This is a genomic window from Humibacillus sp. DSM 29435, from assembly GCF_001758225.1.
Taxonomy (GTDB): domain Bacteria; phylum Actinomycetota; class Actinomycetes; order Actinomycetales; family Dermatophilaceae; genus DSM-29435.
The window spans coordinates 40,680-60,743 of record NZ_MAST01000051.1 but is presented as its reverse complement, the minus strand read 5'-3'; the positions used below and the strand labels follow the sequence as shown (position 1 = coordinate 60,743).

17 protein-coding genes are annotated in these 20,064 nt (G+C 70.0%); 5 read left to right on the top strand and 12 right to left on the bottom strand.

What is annotated here, in order from left to right; all coding sequences use genetic code 11:
* Window positions 1-80 precede the first annotated feature (80 nt).
* The 3 genes from BA895_RS19650 to glmS are packed head-to-tail and all read right to left on the bottom strand — an operon-like array spanning window position 81 to window position 3,833.
* Window positions 81-1,568, bottom strand: coding sequence for a bifunctional ADP-dependent NAD(P)H-hydrate dehydratase/NAD(P)H-hydrate epimerase (locus tag BA895_RS19650; protein WP_070193584.1), 1,488 nt, complete (start codon window positions 1,566-1,568; stop codon window positions 81-83).
* Window positions 1,568-1,918, bottom strand: coding sequence for a holo-ACP synthase (locus BA895_RS19645; RefSeq protein ID WP_070193679.1), 351 nt, complete (start codon window positions 1,916-1,918; stop codon window positions 1,568-1,570). The genes BA895_RS19650 and BA895_RS19645 overlap by 1 nt, the downstream gene beginning before the upstream one ends.
* A gap of 55 nt (window positions 1,919-1,973) precedes the next feature.
* The gene (gene glmS, locus BA895_RS19640) at window positions 1,974-3,833 is read right to left on the bottom strand and encodes a glutamine--fructose-6-phosphate transaminase (isomerizing) (RefSeq protein WP_070193583.1); all 1,860 of its coding nucleotides are present in this window, start codon (window positions 3,831-3,833) and stop codon (window positions 1,974-1,976) included.
* Here glmS and coaA point away from each other — a divergent pair.
* Complete coding sequence (gene coaA / locus BA895_RS19635; protein WP_083283581.1) at window positions 3,832-4,875, top strand: type I pantothenate kinase; 1,044 nt, start codon at window positions 3,832-3,834, stop codon at window positions 4,873-4,875. The two genes, glmS and coaA, sit on opposite strands and share 2 nt — an antisense overlap.
* A gap of 32 nt (window positions 4,876-4,907) precedes the next feature.
* Here coaA and BA895_RS19630 read toward each other — a convergent pair whose 3' ends face one another.
* The 5 genes from BA895_RS19630 to BA895_RS19605 all read right to left on the bottom strand — a co-directional run bounded on the left by BA895_RS19630 (window position 4,908) and on the right by BA895_RS19605 (window position 12,825).
* Window positions 4,908-5,678: a hypothetical protein gene (locus tag BA895_RS19630; protein WP_139142797.1), complete on the bottom strand. Its 771-nt coding sequence runs from the start codon at window positions 5,676-5,678 to the stop codon at window positions 4,908-4,910.
* Between the two features lie 315 nt (window positions 5,679-5,993).
* Complete coding sequence (locus BA895_RS19625; protein ID WP_254666584.1) at window positions 5,994-7,229, bottom strand: PhoH family protein; 1,236 nt, start codon at window positions 7,227-7,229, stop codon at window positions 5,994-5,996.
* Between the two features lie 715 nt (window positions 7,230-7,944).
* Window positions 7,945-9,147, bottom strand: coding sequence for a S8 family serine peptidase (locus BA895_RS19615; protein WP_070193580.1), 1,203 nt, complete (start codon window positions 9,145-9,147; stop codon window positions 7,945-7,947).
* Window position 9,148: 1 nt separating this feature from the next.
* Complete coding sequence (locus BA895_RS19610; protein WP_139142795.1) at window positions 9,149-11,425, bottom strand: hypothetical protein; 2,277 nt, start codon at window positions 11,423-11,425, stop codon at window positions 9,149-9,151.
* A gap of 623 nt (window positions 11,426-12,048) precedes the next feature.
* Window positions 12,049-12,825 (bottom strand): isoprenyl transferase, encoded by a 777-nt coding sequence (locus tag BA895_RS19605; protein ID WP_070193578.1) that lies wholly within the window; start codon window positions 12,823-12,825, stop codon window positions 12,049-12,051.
* 151 nt (window positions 12,826-12,976) lie between these two features.
* Between BA895_RS19605 and BA895_RS19600 the strand changes: the two genes are divergently transcribed.
* Window positions 12,977-13,744, top strand: a complete 768-nt coding sequence (locus BA895_RS19600; RefSeq protein ID WP_083283578.1) for a hemolysin III family protein — start codon at window positions 12,977-12,979, stop codon at window positions 13,742-13,744.
* 28 nt (window positions 13,745-13,772) lie between these two features.
* Here the strand turns inward: BA895_RS19600 and BA895_RS19595 are convergent, their stop codons facing one another.
* A complete protein-coding gene (locus tag BA895_RS19595; protein ID WP_070193577.1) occupies window positions 13,773-14,075 on the bottom strand; it encodes a hypothetical protein in 303 nt (100 codons plus the stop codon).
* Window positions 14,075-15,160 carry a mycothiol conjugate amidase Mca gene (gene mca, locus BA895_RS19590; protein ID WP_070193576.1) on the bottom strand — a complete coding sequence of 362 codons (1,086 nt, stop codon included), beginning with the start codon at window positions 15,158-15,160 and terminating at the stop codon, window positions 14,075-14,077. Before mca ends, BA895_RS19595 begins: the two co-directional genes overlap by 1 nt.
* A 274-nt stretch (window positions 15,161-15,434) precedes the next feature.
* Here mca and BA895_RS19580 point away from each other — a divergent pair, with 274 nt between their 5' ends.
* Together BA895_RS19580 and greA are read left to right on the top strand one after the other, a co-directional pair.
* The gene (locus tag BA895_RS19580; RefSeq protein ID WP_070193574.1) at window positions 15,435-15,794 is read left to right on the top strand and encodes a DUF4307 domain-containing protein; all 360 of its coding nucleotides are present in this window, start codon (window positions 15,435-15,437) and stop codon (window positions 15,792-15,794) included.
* Between the two features lie 236 nt (window positions 15,795-16,030).
* Window positions 16,031-16,516 (top strand): transcription elongation factor GreA, encoded by a 486-nt coding sequence (gene greA, locus BA895_RS19575; RefSeq protein WP_070193573.1) that lies wholly within the window; start codon window positions 16,031-16,033, stop codon window positions 16,514-16,516.
* Window positions 16,517-16,685: 169 nt separating this feature from the next.
* Here greA and BA895_RS19570 read toward each other — a convergent pair whose 3' ends face one another.
* The gene (locus tag BA895_RS19570; protein ID WP_070193572.1) at window positions 16,686-18,053 is read right to left on the bottom strand and encodes a glutamate mutase L; all 1,368 of its coding nucleotides are present in this window, start codon (window positions 18,051-18,053) and stop codon (window positions 16,686-16,688) included.
* Between the two features lie 27 nt (window positions 18,054-18,080).
* A complete protein-coding gene (locus tag BA895_RS19565; RefSeq protein ID WP_070193571.1) occupies window positions 18,081-19,259 on the bottom strand; it encodes a cystathionine gamma-synthase in 1,179 nt (392 codons plus the stop codon).
* A gap of 40 nt (window positions 19,260-19,299) precedes the next feature.
* Between BA895_RS19565 and BA895_RS19560 the strand changes: the two genes are divergently transcribed.
* Window positions 19,300-20,046, top strand: coding sequence for an SGNH/GDSL hydrolase family protein (locus BA895_RS19560; protein WP_175442391.1), 747 nt, complete (start codon window positions 19,300-19,302; stop codon window positions 20,044-20,046).
* Window positions 20,047-20,064: the final 18 nt, after the last annotated feature.

Here is a 20,064-nt window from a genome sequence, read left to right as displayed (position 1 = left end):
GCCATGCACGGCAACGCATCGGTGACGGCCTCCGGCGGCCGCCGGGGCGACCGAACCCGGCCCGGCTGATGTGACACGGCTCAGTGACCTGTCGAACCGGCACGTACGAGCAGATGACGCACCGCGGAACGGATCTCGTGCGCGAGCGCGAGGGCGCGAACCGGGCCACCTCCTGACACGCGGCCGCCGGCCACACCGTGAACCAGGGCGCCGAGCGACGCCGCGTCGACGGCCGAGAGGCCGGAGGCCAGCAGAGCTCCCACCACCCCGGCCAGCACGTCGCCCGACCCGGCCGTGGCCAGCCAGGGCGTGCCGTCGGCCTGTGACCGCGCCGCTTGCCCGTCGGGGGTCACCACCAGGGTCGTCGACCCCTTGAGCAGCACGACGGCGTTCGCCAGCGCCGCGAGGCGTCGGGCCTGCTCGAACGGTCGCGCCTCGACGTCATCGCGGGTGACCTGCGAGTTTCCCAGCCGCGTCAGCAGGGTGGCCGCCTCACCGGCGTGCGGGGTGATCAGCGTGACCGCGGTGCGGGCCCCGTCGAGCAGGCTGAGCGCGCCCGCGTCGACCACGACGGGCAGGTCGGACGCCAGGGCCTGCTGGGCCACCCGCAGCTGGGCCTGCGCCTGCTCACCGTCGGCTTCGGGGTCGAACCCCGGGCCGATGACCCAGGCCTGAACGTGCCCGTCGCCCATGACCACCTCGGGCGCCGCCGCCCGCACCAGGCCCGTGGGGGTCGCGGTGCCCACGTAACGCACCATCCCCGCGCCGGCCTCGACGGCGCCGGTGACGCAGAGCACGGCGGCACCGGCGTACCCTTCGCCGCCGGCGACAACGCCCAGCACGCCACGGGAGTACTTGTCGTCACTCGGGCCGGGAACGGGCCACAGCGTTGCGACGTCGTCCCAGACAAGACGTTCGACAGCCGCCGGTCGGGCGCTGAAGTCGACGCCGATGTCGATCACGGTCAGCAGGCCGGATGCCGGTTCGCCGGCGGGCAGCAGGTGCACCGGTTTGGGCGTGCCGAACGTCACCGTCTCGTCGGCCCACACCGTGTCGTCGGCCGCGACCTCCCCAGCCGGGTCGAGCCCGCTGGCGAGATCGACCGCGATGACCCACGCCTCCTCGGCGATCGCATCGACGAGTGCGGACGCCCCCGGGCGCAGGCCAGGGTGCCCGCCGATGCCGACGATGCCGTCGAGCACGAGATCAGCCTCGGCCACGAGGGCGGCGGTGGAGTCGTCATCGGCGGAGACGGTGTCGACCCCCTGATGTTCGGCCTCACGCAACCCACCAGGGTGAACGGCTTCGCGGCCACCCTCGGGGACGAGCACTGCGGCGCAAGCGAACCCGGCCTCGCTGAGGAGGGCGATGGCGTACAGGGCATCGCCTCCGTTGTCACCGCCGCCGACCAGCGCCACCGCCGTCGTGCCGTCACGCTCGTCGAGACGCGTCGCGGCGACCTCGGCCAGCCCCTGGGCCGCCCGCCGCATGAGCTCGCCGTCTGGCAGCTCAGCCATGGCCTCGGCTTCGGCGGCGCGAACGGTCGTCACCGAGTGGGCGCGGATCATCAGCCCTCCGCGATGACGACGGCAGACGCCACGCCGGCGTCGTGCGAGAGCGAGACGTGGAAGCAGTCGACACCGAGGTCGCTCGCTCGTGACTGCACGGTGCCACCGATCACGAGAGAGGGCTTTCCACTCTCGCTCGTTACGACCCGGGCATCGGTCCAGTACATGCCGGCCGGGGCACCGAGCGACTTCGCGAGGGCCTCCTTCGCCGCGAAGCGTGCTGCCAGAGAGGCGATCCCGAGCCCGCGCTCCTCCGCTGTGAAGAGCCGATCACGTAGGGCCGGGGTGCGCTCGAGGGTCTTCGCGAACCTCTCGATGTCGACCACGTCGATCCCCACGCCGATGATCACGGGCGTGGTCGGGCGCGTCGGGTTGCGTCCGCCTGCCACCAGCGCGACCGGGCGCTCACTCGACGGTCACCGACTTCGCGAGGTTGCGGGGCTGGTCGACGTCGAGACCCTTCGCGGTCGAGAGCCAGAGCGCAAAGACCTGCAGCGGAACGACCGTCAGCAACGGGGCCAGCAACGGAGCCGTCACCGGCACCCGGATCACTTCGTCGGCAAAGGCCTCGACGGCCTCGTCGCCCTCCTCGGCGATGACGATGGTGCGTGCCCCCCGGGCCCGGATCTCCTGGATGTTGCTCACGACCTTGCCGTGCAGCCCGTGCTCACTCGAAGGCGAGGGCACGATGACGAACACCGGCTGGCCCGGCTCGATGAGGGCGATCGGGCCGTGCTTGAGCTCACCGGCGGCGAAACCCTCCGCGTGGATGTAGGCGAGCTCCTTCAGCTTCAGCGCGCCCTCCATCGCCACGGGGTAGCCGACGTGGCGCCCGAGGAAGAGCACGGAGCGGGTGTCGGCCATGAAGCCGGCGATCTCCTTGACCCGGTCCATCCGGCCCAGCAGGGTCTCGATCTTGCCGGGCACCTCGCCGAGCTGCTTCATCACCGACTGCGCGTCGTCGGCGAACGAGCCACCACGCAGCTGCGCGAGGTAGAGCCCGAGCACGTAGCAGGCGGTGATCTGCGCGAGGAAGGCCTTCGTCGATGCGACGGCGATCTCGGGGCCGGCGTGGGTGTAGAGCACGGCATCCGACTCGCGGGGAATGGTGGCCCCGTGGGTGTTGCAGACGGAGATCGTCAGGGCGCCGAGCAGCCTGGCGTGCTTGACCGCCATCAGGGTGTCCATCGTCTCGCCCGACTGGCTGATCGACACCACGAGCGTGCGGTCGTTGACGATCGGGTCGCAGTACCGGAACTCGTGCGCGAGGGCCACCTCGACCGGGATGCGAGTCCAGTGTTCGATGGCGTACTTGGCGACGAGGCCGGCGTAGGCCGCCGTTCCACACGCGACGACGATGATGCGGTCGATCTCGCGCAGCTGGTGCTCGGTGATGTCCATCTCGTCGAGGGTGAGCCGGCCGTCGGCGTCGGTGCGACCGAGCAGGGTGTCGGCGACGGCGTGGGGCTGGTCGTGGATCTCCTTCTCCATGAAGGTGGCGTAGCCGCCCTTCTCTGCGGCGGCGGCGTCCCAGGTCACCTCGAAGGCCTTGCCTTCGGCGGGCGCGCCGTCGAAGCCCATCACCGTGACGCCGTCGGCGGTGATCGTGACGATCTGGTCCTGGTCAAGCTCGAGCGCCTGGCGGGTGTAGCCGATGAAGGCCGCGACGTCGGAGCCGAGGTAGTTGGCGTCAGCGCCGAGTCCGACGACCAGCGGGCTGTTGCGCCGCGCGCCCACCACGACGCCGGGCTGGTCGGCGTGGATCGCCAGCAGCGTGAAAGCTCCTTCGAGGTCGGCCACGACGACCCGCATCGCCTCGGTGAGGTCGTGGTGCTCGTCGTAGGCCGCCGCGAGCAGGTGGGCCACGACCTCGGTGTCGGTCTCGCTGGTGAAGACCGTGCCCTGCGCGAGCAGACCACGCTTGAGCGAGTGGAAGTTCTCGATGATGCCGTTGTGGATCAACGCCAGCTTGCCGTCGGCACCGCCCCGGTGCGGATGGGCGTTCTCGTCGGTCGGCCCGCCGTGCGTGGCCCAACGGGTGTGGCCGATGCCGGTGGTGGACGGGGGCAGCGGGTCAGCCTCCAGCTCGGCACGCAGGTTGGCGAGCTTGCCCGACTTCTTGCGGGTCGAGGTGTGGTCGCCGGTGACCAGCGCGACCCCCGCCGAGTCGTACCCCCGGTACTCCAGACGAGCGAGTCCCTCCATCAAGACGTCGAGCGCACTGTCGTCTTCGGCTCTGCCGACGTAGCCCACGATCCCACACATGGCGCCCAGCCTAAGGGACCGGAGTGGGCCCCCGGGCCAACCCGGGCTCGTGGTGGGCCACAATGGCCGGGTGTCGCAGTCAGCCACAGGAACGGGTGCACTCACCCCCATCCACTCGCCGTACGTCGAGCTCGACCGCGCGGCGTGGTCGCGGCTGCGTCAGAACCTGCCACTCAGTCTCGACGACGATGACCTGACTCGCCTGCGCGGCCTCGGCGACCGTGTCGACCTGCGCGAGATCGAAGACGTCTACCTGCCACTCTCTCGTCTGCTCAACTTCTACGTCGCCGGCACCCGACAGCTGCACCAGGTGACGAGCGAGTTTCTCGGCGAGCGGCCGGCGCGCACCCCCTTCGTCATCGGGGTGGCCGGGTCGGTGGCCGTCGGCAAGTCGACGACGGCCCGCATCCTGCGCGAGATGCTCGCCCGCTGGCCCGACACCCCGCACGTCGAGCTCGTCACGACCGATGGTTTCCTCTTTCCCAACGCTGAACTTGAACGAAGAGGGCTCCTGCAACGAAAAGGCTTTCCCGAGTCGTACGACCGCCGGGCGCTGCTGCGGTTCGTCACCGAGGTCAAGTCCGGGCGCACCGAGGTCACGGCGCCCGTCTACTCGCATCTCACCTACGACATCGTCAAGGACGAGCGCACGGTGGTGCGCCAGCCCGACGTGCTCATCGTCGAGGGCCTCAACGTGCTCCAAGCCCCCCGGCTGCATCCGGTGAGAGGGGCCGGGCTCGCGATCAGCGACTTCTTCGACTTCTCGGTGTACGTCGACGCCTGGGTCGATGACGTGCGCACCTGGTACGTCGAGCGCTTCCTGCGACTGCGCCAGACCGCCTTCTCCGACCCCGACTCCTACTTCCACCGCTACGCCGTGCTGTCCGATGACGAGGCGGTGGCCACGGCGGGCCGTATCTGGCGCGAGATCAACGGCCCGAACCTCGTCGAGAACATCCTCCCGACCCGCTCCCGGGCGACCCTGGTGCTCTCCAAGGGGTCGAACCACGAGGTGCGACGCGTACGCCTCCGCAAGATCTGAGCCTGACGCGGGCGAGATCAGCCGGGTCGGGATCAGTACCAGTGCGGGCTGCGAGACTGCCAGGTCGACCACGCGCTGCACGGGCTGCCGTAGGAGGCCTCGATGTACCAGAGGCCCCACTTGATCTGGGTGATGGGGTTGGTGCGGTAGTCGCTGCCGAACTGCGCCATCTTGCTGGCCGGCAACGACTGCGGGATGCCGTAGGCGCCCGAGCTGCTGTTGTGGGCCGACCACTTCCAGTCGCTCTCACCGTTCCACAGGTTGAGCAGACAGCCGTACTGCGCGTCGCTCGACCAGCCGTGATCGCTCATGAGGGCCTTGGCCGCGGCCCTCGGGTTCGACTTCGCATCGGCGATGACGAACTGCCGCTGCTTCTCGGCGGCCTTCTCCCGGGCCTGTGCCTCAGCGGCGTCGCGCACCTGCTGGGCCGCCTTGGCCTTGGCCACTGCCGTCCTGGCCGCCTGCACTGCGGTGGCCGAGAGCGCGACCCGGGCCACGTCACGCGACACCCGCTGCTGCCCGCGGGTGGCGGTCTGGGTCACCGCCTCCCGAGCCAGTACGTCGGTATGGCTCACCATCGCGACCGACAGGTCAACCGCGCTGCCCTGGCGGGCACTGACCGAGCCGGTCAGACCGAACACCCCGAGGGCGACACCGGCAGCGGTACCCACGGCGACCAGCGGACGCAGCGTGCGCCGGCGACCGCCGTGCTGCGGCTGCTCCCCAGACCGAGGGGTGGGTTGCTGCGACAGAACGGGGGTGGCGATGGGCGCGTTTCGATGACGGCCTTCGTAGCGAGCCATGAGGGGCTACGCCTTCCTGGGTCGGGGGCGGGACTGGGCCGGTGATGCCGGCCATCTGAGCCGTCCCTGCCATCACAGCGATGAACTCGTCACGATCCAACGACAGGCCCTGCGGCCTGGAGGCTTCATAACGTTTCGGTTACTACGGTGCACAGACCTGTCGTTGAATGGCAAATCGCGGGGGGTGCCGTCACCTGCCGAAACAGCCGGTCGGCAGCGCCGGGGATGTCGTCCCGCACAATGAGAACCGCTCCTGCGGCTGGTCGGTCGAGGCTGACCGGTGCGGGAGCGGTTCTCGTCTCGAGAGGTGGTGGCTCAGAACTCGAGACCCTCCAGAAGGTCGGTGACCAGCGCGGCGATCGGGCTGCGTTCGCTGCGGGTCAAGGTGACGTGGGCGAAGAGGGGGTGACCCTTGAGCTTCTCGATGACGGCCGCGACGCCGTCGTGCCGGCCAACCCGCAGGTTGTCGCGCTGGGCGACGTCGTGCGTCAGCACGACCTTGCTGTTCTGGCCGATGCGGCTGAGCACCGTGAGCAGCACGTTGCGTTCGAGGCTCTGGGCCTCGTCGACGATGACAAAGGCGTCGTGCAGTGACCTTCCGCGAATGTGGGTGAGGGGCAGCACCTCGAGCATCCCCCGGTCCATCACCTCTTCCACGACCTCGGTCGACACGAGGGCGCTCAGAGTGTCGAAGACCGCCTGGCCCCAGGGGTTCATCTTCTCGGCCTCCGTGCCGGGGAGGTAGCCGAGCTCCTGGCCACCGACGGCGAACAGCGGCCGGAACACGAGCACCTTGCGCTGCACCCGACGTTCCATCACCGACTCGAGACCGGCGCACAGAGCCAGCGCCGACTTTCCCGTACCGGCGCGTCCGCCGAGGCTGACGATGCCCACGTCGGGATCGAGCAGCAGATCGAGGGCGATGCGCTGCTCCGCGCTACGACCGTGCAGGCCGAACGCATCCCGGTCGCCTCGCACCAGCCGGATCTGCTTGTCGGCGCCGACCCGCCCCAGACCGCTTCCCCGCGGCGAGAGCAGAACGAGGCCGGTGTGGCACGGCAGCTCGGCGGCATCCGCGTGCTCGATGCGACCCCGCTCGTAGAGCAGGTCGAGCTCGTCGGTCGACACCTCGAGCTCCTGCAGACCGGTCCAGCCCGAGTCGACCGCGAGCTCGGCCCGGTACTCCTGCGCCTCGAGGCCACAGGCCGAGGCCTTGACGCGCATCGGGAGGTCTTTGCTGACCACGGTGACGTCGGCGCCCTCGTTCGACAGGTTCTTGGCCACCGAGAGGATGCGCGTGTCGTTGTCGCCCAGCCGGAAGCCGGCCGGCAGTGCCGACGAGTCGGTGTGGTTCAGCTCGACGCGCAGGGTGCCGCCGTCGTCTCCGACCCCGACCGGGCGGTCGAGCCGCCCAGCGGAGATGCGCAGGTCATCGAGCAGCCGCAGTGCCTGCCGGGCGAAGTAGCCCAGCTCAGGGTGGTGACGTTTAGCCTCCAGCTCGGTCACGACCACGACCGGCAGCACGACCTCGTGCTCTTTGAACCGCAGCATGGCGCGGGGGTCGGACAGCAGCACGGAGGTGTCGATCACATAGGTCTTGTGGTCGGGGGCCCGCTCGCGGATGCTGGTGGCGCCTTCGTGAGCCGGCGCTGAGGACGAGGTGGCGACGTCGGACGAGGTCGGACTCTTCGTAGCCAATTCTGACTCCTAGGCGGCGCACACGCTCGGCGTGCGCCTACTCGCTCCCGCGGTGCCGGGTGGTCCCACGACGACGGTGGAGCCGAGCCCGGCCCTCCGCCTCGAGCAGTCGCTCCATCGGGGGGCCTCCTGGCAGTGCCGGACGGGTGTCCGTCACTGCCTCGACGGTACGTCGCCAGACCCCGTCACGTGGTCATCTGGTTGCCGTGTCGCCGATGTTCCCGGGCGGCATCTCGGGCTCTGACCGGCCGGAGCGCTTTGGCAACCCCGCCTCGGTGGTGATGACCAAGGAGCATGCGGACCGCCACCTCGACCACCTCACGGCCCTGATCTCGGCGCTCGTACTCGCCGCCTGCGGAGCCACTGACGTCGCCCACCGGCGTGAGCTACGCCCAGACCGCGTTGACCTTTGACCGGGTCGACATCAGTGGCGGGGTGCTGAGCGGCACCATGACCTGCACCTCCTTCGACGACTGAGCCTCGTCTGGCTGTTGCCGACCACCCCGGTCAGGCTCGCGCCGGCTGACCGCTCGAGGTCGGCCTTGCAGCCGGCCACGGTGTCGGCACCTCACAGCGCAGACAGACCTCGCGGGCTGCCCAGACCGGTCGGCGCGTCGTAGCCCTTCTTCCCTCTGCACAGATAGTCGCCACCGCAGAAGCCGTTCGCGCCTCCGATGACGTCGCGCAGGCCGGAACGGTTCCGGTAGAGGTAGGCAGCGCTGTCGAGCTGCGAGGCGTTCCCGGCGCGTCCGATCATGCCGGCCAGCAGCGGTGCCGACAGGCTGGTCCCGCCCACGACGATCCATCCGTTGTCAGCCCCGAGGCCGTAGGTGTCGTAGACGGCCAGTCCGGTCTCAGGGTCGGCCACGGCGGACACGTCGGCCACGGTGCGCATCCCACAGTGACCGTCCTTCTGCCAGGCGGGCTTGGCAAACCAGGCCGAGCAGCCGCTGCCGGCGCCGCTCCACGCGCTCTCTCTCCAGCCGGCACTCGTCTTGACCAGGCGGGTTCCCCCGGCGGCGATCATCTCGGGGAACGCGGCCGGGACCTGGGCCGGACCGAAACCGAAGTCGCCAGACGACGCTACCTGCGCGACCCCCGGGTGGGTGTAGTACCGCGTGCGCAGTACCCGCGAGCTGGTGGCCTCGTCGCCTCCGTAAGAGTGCGACACCACATCGGCGCCGAGCGCCACGGCCCGGTTCACCGACGTGCCGAGGTTGACGAACGTCGGGTCGTCGGCCTCGACGAGCAAGATCTTGCAGGCCGGGCAGGAGGCGGAGACCGCTTGGATGTCAAGCGCGATCTCGACCCCCCAGCCCGGGTCGCCCTCGGGTGGGATGGAGCCGCCACGCTGGTTGACCTTGCGGAAGCACCCGTTGGCTGTTGTACACGGTGGCAGGCCGAAGGTGCGACGGAACACGGCGAGGTCGGCCTCCGCGTTCGGGTTGTCGTAGGCGTCGACGATCGCCACCGTGGCGCCCGCGCCACCCTTGCCGCTCAGCTGGTAGGCCGACGCGATGTCGGCCGGCCCGTAGCCGGCCGCCGGCCGCGCCGGGGCGGAGGGGTTCGCGCGGTTGGTCGACGTCCCGCCCCCGGTACGCCACTGTGAGAAGCAGCGGAACTGGCCCGGGCCCGACGTCGAGCAGCTCGGATGGGCCCGCTCGGACGGTTTCGGTGACGACGGGGGTCCGGCCAGGGCGGGCTGGGCCGCGGCGGCGAGCACCGCGGTCACCACACCGAACGACAGGAGGGCAGTGCGAATCCGGAGCATGTCAGTTTCCGATCAGGAAGGCGCGGTCGGTGGTCTGGTGCAGGATGCCGCCAGCGGCGTCGGTCGCACTGACCCGCAGGTCCATCACCCGCCCGGCTTCGAACGGCTTGGCGCTGAAGGCGACCCGGTAGTGGCCGGCGGTGGGCGCGGAGCTGACGGGCAGAGTGACCCACGCACCAGACCCGGCCACGGCAACCTCGACGGTCACCGAGGTGACCTTCGCGGCACCGGCTCCCGCCGGGTAGCCGACCTCGACGTCGAAGGCGCGCGAACCGACCGGCACCGTGCCTCGCGTCGTGCCGTGCAGGTCGACCAGCGCCCGCAGCACCGGAAGCAGGGTGACTCCGCCTGAACCGTTGTCGGCGGGGCAGTACCACGTGGCCGGAGCCCTCGGACCGGTGGTCCCGCCCGACACGAAGCTCACGTCGGTCGTCGTCGCGGTCGACAGGAACGTGCCCGCCAGCCTGCGGTCGAGGGTGCCGACGGCGCGATAGGTCGCCGGGGCGGCCCCGGTGTCCACGACAGTACCGAGCGAGTCGTCACCGTCGAACAACGTCTTGCCGTTGCGACTGAGGGTGAAGTGCGCGACCGGCGTGCCGTCAGGCGAACCGAACACCTGCCCGACGTGGGTGGCGACGTTGTCGACCGGCTCGAGGGCCACGAGGAGCGCATCTCTGGTTCGGCAGGCGAGCGACATCGCAAACGTGGAGCCCGCCGGAGTGTCGGGAACGGTCTGCACGATCGGGTTGCGCAACCAGGTCGTTCCACTCGCTTTCCCGGGCGGAATCGCGTGCAGCTCCTGAGTGAACATGCCGGGATCGTCGACGTTGGCGATGTCGGTGTACACCACCTCCGACAGCTGTGTGCCCACCGGCCCGAACGCGTACTCAGCCCGCTGGAGCGGCATCGGCGTGGCGAAGACCTGGGCGAAGGCGAACGACGCACCGGGGAAGAACAGCGCCCTCGACGTGCCACCGATCCGCAGGTCGCGGTCGGTGTAGTAGGTCGTGTCGGTGCGGTTCTGCCGCGCGAGTACCGGAGCCGAATGGTGTTGGGCCACGGGGATACCCACGTCCATCCAACCCCCGTCGAAGCGATAGGCGCCGCCGGGGACCGACGTATCGACCGCGTTGACGATGGTCTGTTCCTCTATGCGGCCGTGCTTCGGTGGCTTGGTCGGAGTGAGCCGGAGCCGGGCGCTCGGCGGAGCCGCGCTGCTGCCCAGACTGAAGCTGGCGAACCCGTTGGCGTCCGTCAGCATGAGAATCACCGAGAGGTCCTGCACGAGAGCCGACTTGGGAAGGCTCACCGACGGGGTCTGGGTGGTCGCCTTGCGGGCGTCGAGGGTCACAGTCTGGTTCTGAGCGGCCACCCGGTAGTCGCTGACGAGCATGACCCGACTGGTGTAGATCCCGGCCGGGCTGAAGGTGTCCTCGGTGGAGACGAGAGCGTAGTTGCCGGTGGGCACGCTGACGCGGGCCTGACCCTGGTCGATCGCGAAGAAGCCGGCGCCCTTACGGCCGTCGTCCATGTTCACGTAGAAGCCGAACCCGTAGCGCAGCGGCGTGCCGGTGTGGTCCACGGCCCTGATGACGAGGGTCTTCATCGGGTAGCTCGGAGTGGCGACGGCACCGGAACCCTCGGCCGAGATCCGGGTCACCGACCCGAACAATCTGCTGTGGGCCGGCCAGCCGTGCTGCGCGTCGGCGACCGCCTGGGAGGCCAGCGCGGCGCCGAAGGTCTGCGCCGACTGCGGCGTGAGGTACCCGGCGGCGAGGCCGTCTCGAGCCGAGGTGACGGTCACGCCGGGCACGACCGGCTTGGTCGAGCCGGAGTAGGCGAGGTTGACCCTGACCGTCGGCCCGGCGGCTGTCGTCGACGACACGTCGAAGAGGGAGGGGTCGAGGTAGCGCCCCAGGTACGGACGCGCCACGGCCGGAACGGCGTACGCACGGTCACCGAGCCGTAGCGTGGTGACGACCGAGCGCACCCCGCTCGTCGCTGCCGGGCGGATCGTCGCGGAGGTTCGGCCGGAGGCCGTGCTCAGCACCACGCTGTCACCCGTCAGCAGTGTCACGGTTCGCGTGGCGGTCTGAGCACCCGTGCCGGTGATGCCGACGGCAGACCCGGTCGGGGTCGCAGCAGAACCCGACGGGGCCAGGGCGACCAGGGCCGCCGCGACGGCCACGGCGAGGGTTGCGGCTGCCCCCCGACGCCGTCGGTGTCGGTGGTGAGGAACCGGGTGGCGCTGCACGAAAGATTCTGTCGACGTCAGCATGGGCCACCCCTGGGCTCCACCGCCCGGCGCCATTGCCGAGCGCGTGTGTGGGACAGAACCTAGAGCCAAACCCGCAGCAGCGGCAACCCTGAGCAGCCGAAAGCCGCCAGGGTGCGATGACTCCTCCTCGATGTCGCTGGCGATGAGCCCGAACGAGCAGAGACACGACGGGTCAGCGGCGGGAGCCTCGGCGCTCTCGGGGGTTGGCGGCCGTGACGCCGAGTCTGAGCGCCCCCAGGAGTGATCGGTCCTGCTCGCCTGTGTGGCCGCTCGGTTCGCCGGGGCCGCCGGGGCCGCCGGGGCCGCCGGGGCCGCCGGGGCCGCCGGGGCCGCCGGGCAGCGTCGCCCCCCTCGTCAGCGCATTCATGCGCGTGAGCGGTGATGCGCTCGGCCGAGGCGCGCAGTGCCGTCGGGTCGACGTCTTTCTTGACGATGGCCAGGCTCTCTCGCGCTCGGTGTTCGTTCCAGAACCGTAGGTTGCCGGGTACCGAGCGGCAATGGGGAGCACTCCCCGCTCGGCCGTCATGGTGGCCAGCGAGCTCGTGCTCTGATGCAGCGCCTCTGGCGCTTCACGGCGGGTGCGGTCGCCGATCAGGTAGCGATTTCGCCGTGGCGGGCCGACCTCAGGAGCCGTGGCGGCGGTGCCGGCCCGCGTAGGCCCGAACAGCGCGCAGGAAGTCGACGTGCCGGAAGTCGGGCCAGTAGGCCTCACAGAAGTAGAACTCCGAGGTGGCGCTCTGCCAGAGCAGGAACCCGCCGAGGCGTTGCTCCCCCGAGGTGCGGATCACGAGGTCGGGGTCGGGCTGACCCTTGGTGTAGAGGTGCTGGGCGATGTCCTCGACCGTCAGGCCGTCGGCGATCTGCTCCAGGGTCTGACCGGCCGCCCCCCGCGAGCGCAACAGGTCGCGAACGGCATCCGCGATCTCACGCCGACCGCCGTACGCGACCGCGCAGTTGACCACCATGCCGCTGACCCCCTCGGTGCTCGCGGCCGAAGCCTGCAGCGACGCTGCGGTCTCGGGGGGCAGCAGGCCCGTGGCCCCGGCGATCCGTACCGACCACCGCCGCGTTGCGGCGAGGTCGGCCACGGCGTTCTCGATGATGCGCAGCAGCGGTCCGAGCTCGGCCGACGGGCGACCGAGGTTGTCGGTCGACAGCAGCCAGAGGGTCACGTACTCGACGCCGGCCTCTTCACACCACTGCAGCAGCGACTCGATCTTGTCGGCACCGGCCTGGTGACCGGATGCGGTACCGGCTCCCCGGGCCTTGGCCCACCGTCGGTTGCCATCGAGCATCACGGCCACGTGTCGTGGTCGCGCCTCCGGGGGCACACCGCGTAGCACCTGACGCTCGTAGGCTCCGTAGACCACATCGCGCCACCCCACCGACACCCTCCTCATCGAGCCTCTCGAGAGCCCGTCAGGGCCGTTGGCCAACCGTACCCCCGCGTCACCACACCTCCTCGGTGCCGCTCGGACGGCTCCGAGGAATCTCTGCCTCCATTCTGGCTACGGCTGCGTAACCTACGGTTGCGTAGGTTAGAATCGGCGCATGAGCAGCGACACCGACGGCCCGACCGGTTCGAGTGGGCACACCGCGCCCGCCACCTTGCAGACCGCCCCTTCGCCGTCGGTGGCCGAAGCCGGCTCCGACCTTGTCAGCGGGCTGGTCGCAACGGTCAAACCGCGGCTTCGGGGGTGGCTGCACCTGGGCATGTTCCCGGTGGCCGTTCTCGGCGGACTGGTGCTCATCATCATCTCCGACCCCGGCTCGGTGCGTACCGCCTCGGTGATCTTCACGGTGAGCGCGGCTCTGCTCTTCGGCGTCTCGGCCATCTACCACCGCGGCACGTGGGGCCCTCGTGCCAGCGCGCTGCTGAAGCGGCTCGACCACTCGAACATCTACCTCATCATCGCCGGCACCTACACACCGTTCGCCGTCACCCTGCTTCCCGCCGACCAGGCGCGCACCCTCCTCACGGTGATCTGGGGAGGCGCCATCGCCGGAGTGCTCTTCCGGGTGTTCTGGGTCGGTGCGCCGCGATGGCTCTACACGGCGCTCTACATCGCCCTCGGCTGGGCCGCCGTCTTCTACGTCGTGCCGTTCTGGCAGCAGGGCGGCCCCGTCATCGGTTCACTCATCGCCGTCGGTGGCCTGCTGTACACGGCCGGCGGCATCATCTACGGCACCAAGCGCCCCAACCCGTGGCCGCGCTGGTTCGGCTTCCACGAGGTGTTCCACGCCTTCACCCTCGGTGGGTTCCTCACCCACTTCGTGGCCGTGATCCTCGCCGTGATCGGGTACCGGGCCGCCGCCTGACCGGGTCAGGCCCTCGCCCACAGGCCCGTCAGGTCGTCTCGTCGTGAGAGCCGCGAGACTCCTTGCGCGAGTGGCGGGGCCGCGACGGCGGGTCGGGTTCGCCTGCCTGAGGGCTGGTCTCCCCCGACAGGGCGGTGCGCTCTGAACGGTCACCCGTGACCGTCTGCTTCTGGTCAGTGGCGGCCGCGTCGCGCTCACGCTCCTGGTAGGCCATCCGGCGCAGCCGGCCGCTCATGTTGCGCACGAGCAGCCACAGCGCGATCGCCATCACGAAGAACGCGACGAAACCCCAGAAGCCCGGCCCGATGGTGTAGTTGCCGTCGCCACCCATCAGACCCGTTCCTTCTGCGCTGAGCTCGGGTTCGGCTCGCCGTCTGCGTCAGCGTCGGTGGCCGGGTCGGCGTCAGCGGTGGTGTCGTTGACTGCGTGTTCGGACAGCTCCGCCGCGTCGTCGATGGCATCGTCGACCGCGTCTTCGACGGCATCCTCGCTGGGGTCATCGGATGCCGCGTCGACCCGTCCGTCGTAGACCATGGTCAGGCCCCCACTCGTGGCCAGGGTGTCGGCGTCGGCGACCGATCCCAGCCCGGCGAACAGATCCGTCTCGTCGTCGGCGACCGCGACGTAGGACACGGCCGGCTCGAACTCCTCGAACCCCCAGACCCGCTGCTGAATCTCCAGCGGCACCCGGAACCAGAACCCCTCCGGGTCGACCTGGGTCGCGTGCGCCAGCAGGGCCCGGTCACGGGTCTCGAAGTAGGCGCCACAGTCGATACGGGTGGTTCTTCCCGGCACCCGCCGGGGCTTCCAGTTCGCCAACCAGTCTGCGTACGGGCTCTCGAGCCCTTCGTCGAGCATGGCCTCGTGCATGGCCGTGAGGCGGTCCTTCGAGAAGCCCCCGTTGTAGTAGATCTTCAGTGGCTGCCACGGCGCTCCCGCTGCCGGGTAGGCCTCCGGGTCACCGGCCGCCTCGAACGCCGCCATCGACACGATGTGGCACATGATGTGGTCGGGGTGGGGGTAGCCGCCCTTCTCGTCGTAGGTCGTCATCACGTGCGGCCGGTACTCACGGATCACCCGCACGAGCGCCTCGGTCGTCACGTCGAGGTCCTCGAGCGCGAAGCACCCCTCGGGCAGCGGCGGCAGCGGGTCGCCTTCGGGAAGGCCCGAGTCGACGAAGCCCAGCCAGGTGTGCTCGCAGCCGAGCACCTCCTGGGCCGCCCGCATCTCGTCGCGCCGAACCTGGGAGAGGTCACGCAGGATGTGCGGGTCGCTTTTCAGCGCCTCGTTGAGGATGTCTCCACGCTCCCCGCCGGTGCACGAGACGACCCTGACGGAGAAGCCGTCGGCGACGTACTTCGCCGTCGTCGCCGCACCCTTGCTCGACTCGTCGTCGGGGTGGGCGTGCACCGCCATCAATCGCAGTCGATCTTGCACGTGACTCCTGTTCGGTCTGTGGTGATGATGTGGTTGGTTCCGGGCTGCCGCGTGCCGGCAACCCGGATCCGAGCTCGTTGCGAGCTCGTTGCGAGCTCGTTGCGAGCTGGGTCGGGGGCTGGCCCGCACCCGGCTCGCGGTCGGTCGTCAGTGGCCGACGCCTGGCGCTGGTGCCCGATGAGAGACACTGGTCAGACTCCCATCCTCTCACCACCGCCGGCGTGCTCGTCGGCCATCACCCCAAGGCCGACCCATGCCACTGCCACGCCCCGCTCCCGGCACGTTGCGATGGTGGGTGATCGGCACGATCGGGGTGAGCATCGGAGTCGCAGGCGCCATCTGGTTCGGCCTCTCGGCCACCCTCGGTCTGCCCAGCTTCCAGACGGTCGGGTACAAGGTGGTCGACGACCAGAGCGTGCGGGTCACCTTCTCGGTGCACAGCCCCGACGGGGCGGCCGTCACCTGCACGGTGCAGGCGCTGGCGCGCGACTTCTCCACGGTCGGAACGCTCGACGTGCCCGTTCCGGCATCCGCCGACGCCGACAGCCAGCTCACCGTGACGTTGCGCACGACGACGAGGGCAGTCACGGGCGAGGTCAGAACCTGCACCTGAGGCTGGTGCGCGGCCGCTGCCGACGGCCCGCGCGGAAGGGGTCGCGGCGCGCGTTCTGGGTGCCCACACGGCGATTTGCTACTCTTGGTGCTTCAGCAGGGCCCGCGACCGTTCGTGCACGTGTCGAGCACCGTTCCGCACAGCCGTCCGTCCGGGCCCATCCTTGTATCCAAGACGTCGTGACACGGCGCCCATGCGCCGCGCGTGGGCGCTCGTTCGCAAGTAGGAGTGCCATCGTGACCGAGACAGCCGCCGGATTCCTGACTCAGGAAGCCTATGACCGCCTCAAGGGCGAGCTCGACCAGCTCTCGGGAGAGGGTCGCCTCGACATCGCGCGCCAGATCGAGGAGGCCCGCGAAGAGGGCGACCTCAAGGAGAACGGCGGCTACCACGCCGCCCGCGAGGAGCAGGGCAAGATGGAGGCCCGCATCCGCCAGCTCACCGAGCTGCTGCAGACCGCGACGATCGGTGAGACCCCTCCCGACGACGGCATCGTCGAGCCCGGCATGCTCGTGACCGTCGAGATGTTCGGTGACCAGGAGACGTTCCTGCTCGGCAACCGCGAGATCGCCGACGGCTCCGACCTGCAGGTCTTCTCCGAGAAGTCGGCCATGGGCGCGGCCATCCACGGCAAGAGCGTCGGCGACTCCACCACCTACACGGCCCCCAACGGCAAGAAGATCGAGGTCAAGGTGCTGGCTGCGAAGCCGTACAAAGCCTGAGAGAGACCGTTGAAAGGGCAGTTCGCGTGACGCGAGCTGCCTTTTCGATGTCCTGGCCCCTTCGCCCGGGCCGTTGGTGCGCTGATCGGGGCCGCCGGGTGGCTATGGCTGGGCAAGGGCGTGAAGGCTACGGCTCGGCTGTCTCTTCGACGGGTGGGGTGGGAGTGGGTCAGAGAATTCGGGCAGCGAAGGCGCGGGCCAGCCTCGGGTCCGAGTCGGCCAGCAACCCCACCGCGAAGAGCAGGTACGAGGCGTCGACGCTCCCGCGAGCGGCTCGCGGGACCTTCCAGCCGCCCTCGTGGTCGGCGAGCACCGCACCCAGCACCCGTTCCCGACCGGCCAGATCGGCGAACCGCAGCACGCCCCCCGAGCCCACCAGGGTGGTCACGTTGGCCAACGGTCGCGGCAGCTCGGTCGGCTGCGGGGCGCGGGCGTGCCGGCGCACCGCGACCAGGGCGGCGAGGCGAGCCAGTTCAAGATCGAGACCACGCTCGTGGGCATCCTGGGGCACCGAGCCCGGCTGCTCGTGGACGGCTGCGGCATACGCCTCGAGCCCGTGGATGTCACCGGTGTCGGCCTCCTCGCCCCGGTCTCGGCGAGGCGGCCAGAGCCGCTCGGCCCGGGCTGCCTCCATGACGCCGAGGGCGTTCCACCGCACGCCGAGGTCACCCTCGACCGTCCGGGCGTGCCAGAGCGGAGCCACGACGTCCTTGCGCAGGCTCGCGTCCTCGCCTTCCGGGGTGAGGCAGGAGTAGACGTCGGTGGTCGCCCCGCCCACGTCGACGACCAGCACGTCACCAGCCACCACGTCGGCCAGCAGCGCGACCCCGCTCAGCACGGCGTCGGGAGTAGGGGCCTCGACCATCGCGGCGAAGGCGGCATCTGGTGACAGACCCTTTCCACCGATCACGTGTCTCAAGAACGCGTCGCGGATCGCGGACCGGGCCGACTCGGGCGCGATGACCCCGATGCGCGGCAGCACGTTGGCCGCCACGACGGTCGGCCGCCGCGTCGTGGCGAGCCTCGCGACCACTTCCTCCCGCACGTCGACGTTGCCCGCCACCACGACCGGCACCGCGCGGGGCCCGTACCCACCGATGGCGGCCTTCGCCAGACGGGCGGCGTTGTGTAGCAGCACATTCGAGTTGCCCCCGTCGGTGCCGCCGACCAGCAACACGATGTCGGGCCGCGCTGCACGGATGCCGTTCACACCGGCCGTCGACAGCTCGCCAGCCGCGACGTGCACGACCTTCGCCCCCGCCGACAGCCCGACCCGGTGACCGGCCTCGGCCGTGACGGCGCGCTCGTAGCCGACCACCGCCAGACGCAGACCTCCCCCGGCGCTGGAGCACGCGTGCACCCGGGCGGTTGAGGGCACGTCGAGCTGCGCGCGCAGCCGGCGGTACCCGTCGAGGATGTCACCGCGCCCCAGGGTTCCCGTGGTCGCGGTGGAGCCCACGACGAGCACTGCCCCGTCGTCGGCGATCAGGGCGCCCTTGGTGAAGGTCGAGCCGAAGTCGACCGTGAGGATCGTCATAACAGGCGACAGACAACCAGACCAGGGTCAGCCGTGGATGTCGAGCGCCTCGCGCAGGTCTGCGATGAGGTCGTCGACGTCCTCGATGCCGACCGAGAGCCGGATCAGGTCGTTCGGCACCTCGAGCTCGGTGCCGGCGACCGAGCTGTGCGTCATGCGGGCCGGGTGCTCGATGAGCGACTCCACCCCGCCCAGGGACTCACCCAGGGTCCAGAGCTGCACGGCCGCGCACGTCTTGACCGCGGCGTCCTCGCCCTTCGCCAGCCGGAAGCTCACCATGCCGCCGAAGCGCTTCATCTGCCGGGCGGCGACCTCATGGTTGTGATGGGTGCTCAGACCCGGGTAGAGCACCTGGCCGACCCCGTCGTGGCCCTGCAGAAAGTCGACGACCTTCTCGGCGTTGTCGCAGTGCCGCTCCATGCGAATCGCGAGAGTCTTCACGCCCCGGAGCGTCAGCCACGAGTCGAACGGGCCAGCCACTCCCCCGATACCATTCTGGTGAAAGGCGATCCGGTCAGCGATGTTCTCGAAGCCCGGCACCGACACAGACGTTGCTGTCACGACTGCGCCCCCCACCACATCGCTGTGCCCGCCGACGTACTTCGTCGTCGACTGGGTGACGATGTCGGCCCCGAGATCGAGCGGGCGCTGCAGGTACGGGGTGGCGAAGGTGTTGTCGACGACGAGCACGGCACCAGCCGCGTGCGCCACCTCCGCGATGGCTTCGATGTCGGCGATACCGAGCAGTGGGTTCGTGGGCGTCTCGACCCAGACCGCCTTGGTCTGGCCGGGTCGGATGGCGGCCCGCACGGCGTCGACATCGCTGATGCGGGCGATCGAGTGCTCGACGCCCTGCGGTTTGGCGATCTGGTTGAAGTAGCGGTAGGTACCCCCGTAGGCGTCGCTCGGCACGACCACGTGGTCTCCCGGCACGAGCAACGACCTTGCGATGGCATCCTGACCGGCGAGCCCCGAGGCGAAGGCGAAGCCGTGGCTGCCGCCCTCGAGGGCGGCCAGGCACGTCTCGAGCGCGGTACGGGTCGGGTTGGCCGAACGGCTGTACTCGTAGCCGCCTCGGAACCCCCCGATGCCGTCCTGCTTGTAGGTCGAGACCTGGTAGATGGGGGTCACCACCGACCCGGTCAGCTCGTCGGCCGCCTGGCCGGCATGGATCGCGCGAGTGGAGAAGCCGTGCTCGTCAGACATGCTGCTCAGCCTAGTCAGCGTCGTCTGCGATGCTCGCGTGGTGCCCCTGCCCATCGACTACTCCAACCACAGCGACCGCCCGACCGGCGCCTTCCTCACCGCCCTCGGGCGGATGCTGCCCGGGGTGCGTGCGGTGCAGCAGCAGGTAGGGCCGTACGCCGACTGGTGGGAGAGCACCAACCGCGAGGCGTCCGACGGCGACGCCCCGCTCTGGGTCGCGATCGGCGACTCGATGACCTTGGGGATCGGAGCCTCAGCGCCCGACCACGGGATGGTGGGGCAGCTGAGCGAGCAGCTGGCGGCATCCGGCTGGCACCACGCAGTGGTCAACCTCGGCGTGAACGGCGCCCGGGTGCAGGATGTTCTCGACCGCCAGCTGCCCGTGCTCGAACGCCTCGCCGACGAAGGGCGAACGGTCGGCCTGGTCACCGTCGTCATCGGGTCGAACGACATCGTGCTCTCCCGGCACCGGGAGGGGGTCGTGCAGCGCTTCCGGTTGCTGCTGGACAAGCTGCCGCCGGGAGCAGTCGTCGCCAACCTGCCCAACCCGCGACGCGAGGCGCGTGAGATCGACGCGCTGATCCGGCAGCGCGCAGCGAGCGGCGAGGTCGTGCTGGCGGACATGCGGGCGGAGGGGCCAAAGTCGTGGCGAGGGCGCCTCGCCGGAGATCTCTTCCACCCCAACGACCTGGGGTACGCCGAGATGGCGACCGTGCTCGAGAATGCCATCGCAGGGGCCGGCCTACCCGTCACGGATGCCGGGTCGGGGAGGTTCTCCGGCACCTGACGCCGGAAAGACTCCCCC

Bases quoted from the DNA above. Each gene is read 5' to 3' on its own strand.
- BA895_RS19625 (WP_254666584.1), bottom strand. From the start codon at position 7,229: ATGCTGCGGTTCAAAGAGCACGAGGTCGTGCTGCCGGTCGTGGTCGTG.
- BA895_RS19565 (WP_070193571.1), bottom strand. From the start codon at position 19,259: ATGTCTGACGAGCACGGCTTCTCCACTCGCGCGATCCATGCCGGCCAG.
- BA895_RS19605 (WP_070193578.1), bottom strand. From the start codon at position 12,825: ATGAGGAGGGTGTCGGTGGGGTGGCGCGATGTGGTCTACGGAGCCTAC.
- BA895_RS19600 (WP_083283578.1), top strand. From the start codon at position 12,977: ATGAGCAGCGACACCGACGGCCCGACCGGTTCGAGTGGGCACACCGCG.
- BA895_RS19630 (WP_139142797.1), bottom strand. From the start codon at position 5,678: ATGGCTCGCTACGAAGGCCGTCATCGAAACGCGCCCATCGCCACCCCC.
- BA895_RS19615 (WP_070193580.1), bottom strand. From the start codon at position 9,147: ATGCTCCGGATTCGCACTGCCCTCCTGTCGTTCGGTGTGGTGACCGCG.
- mca (WP_070193576.1), bottom strand. From the start codon at position 15,160: ATGGCGGTGCACGCCCACCCCGACGACGAGTCGAGCAAGGGTGCGGCG.
- BA895_RS19570 (WP_070193572.1), bottom strand. From the start codon at position 18,053: ATGACGATCCTCACGGTCGACTTCGGCTCGACCTTCACCAAGGGCGCC.
- BA895_RS19610 (WP_139142795.1), bottom strand. From the start codon at position 11,425: ATGCTGACGTCGACAGAATCTTTCGTGCAGCGCCACCCGGTTCCTCAC.
- BA895_RS19595 (WP_070193577.1), bottom strand. From the start codon at position 14,075: ATGGGTGGCGACGGCAACTACACCATCGGGCCGGGCTTCTGGGGTTTC.
- BA895_RS19650 (WP_070193584.1), bottom strand. From the start codon at position 1,568: ATGATCCGCGCCCACTCGGTGACGACCGTTCGCGCCGCCGAAGCCGAG.
- coaA (WP_083283581.1), top strand. From the start codon at position 3,832: ATGGCGCCCAGCCTAAGGGACCGGAGTGGGCCCCCGGGCCAACCCGGG.
- BA895_RS19580 (WP_070193574.1), top strand. From the start codon at position 15,435: ATGCCACTGCCACGCCCCGCTCCCGGCACGTTGCGATGGTGGGTGATC.
- glmS (WP_070193583.1), bottom strand. From the start codon at position 3,833: ATGTGTGGGATCGTGGGCTACGTCGGCAGAGCCGAAGACGACAGTGCG.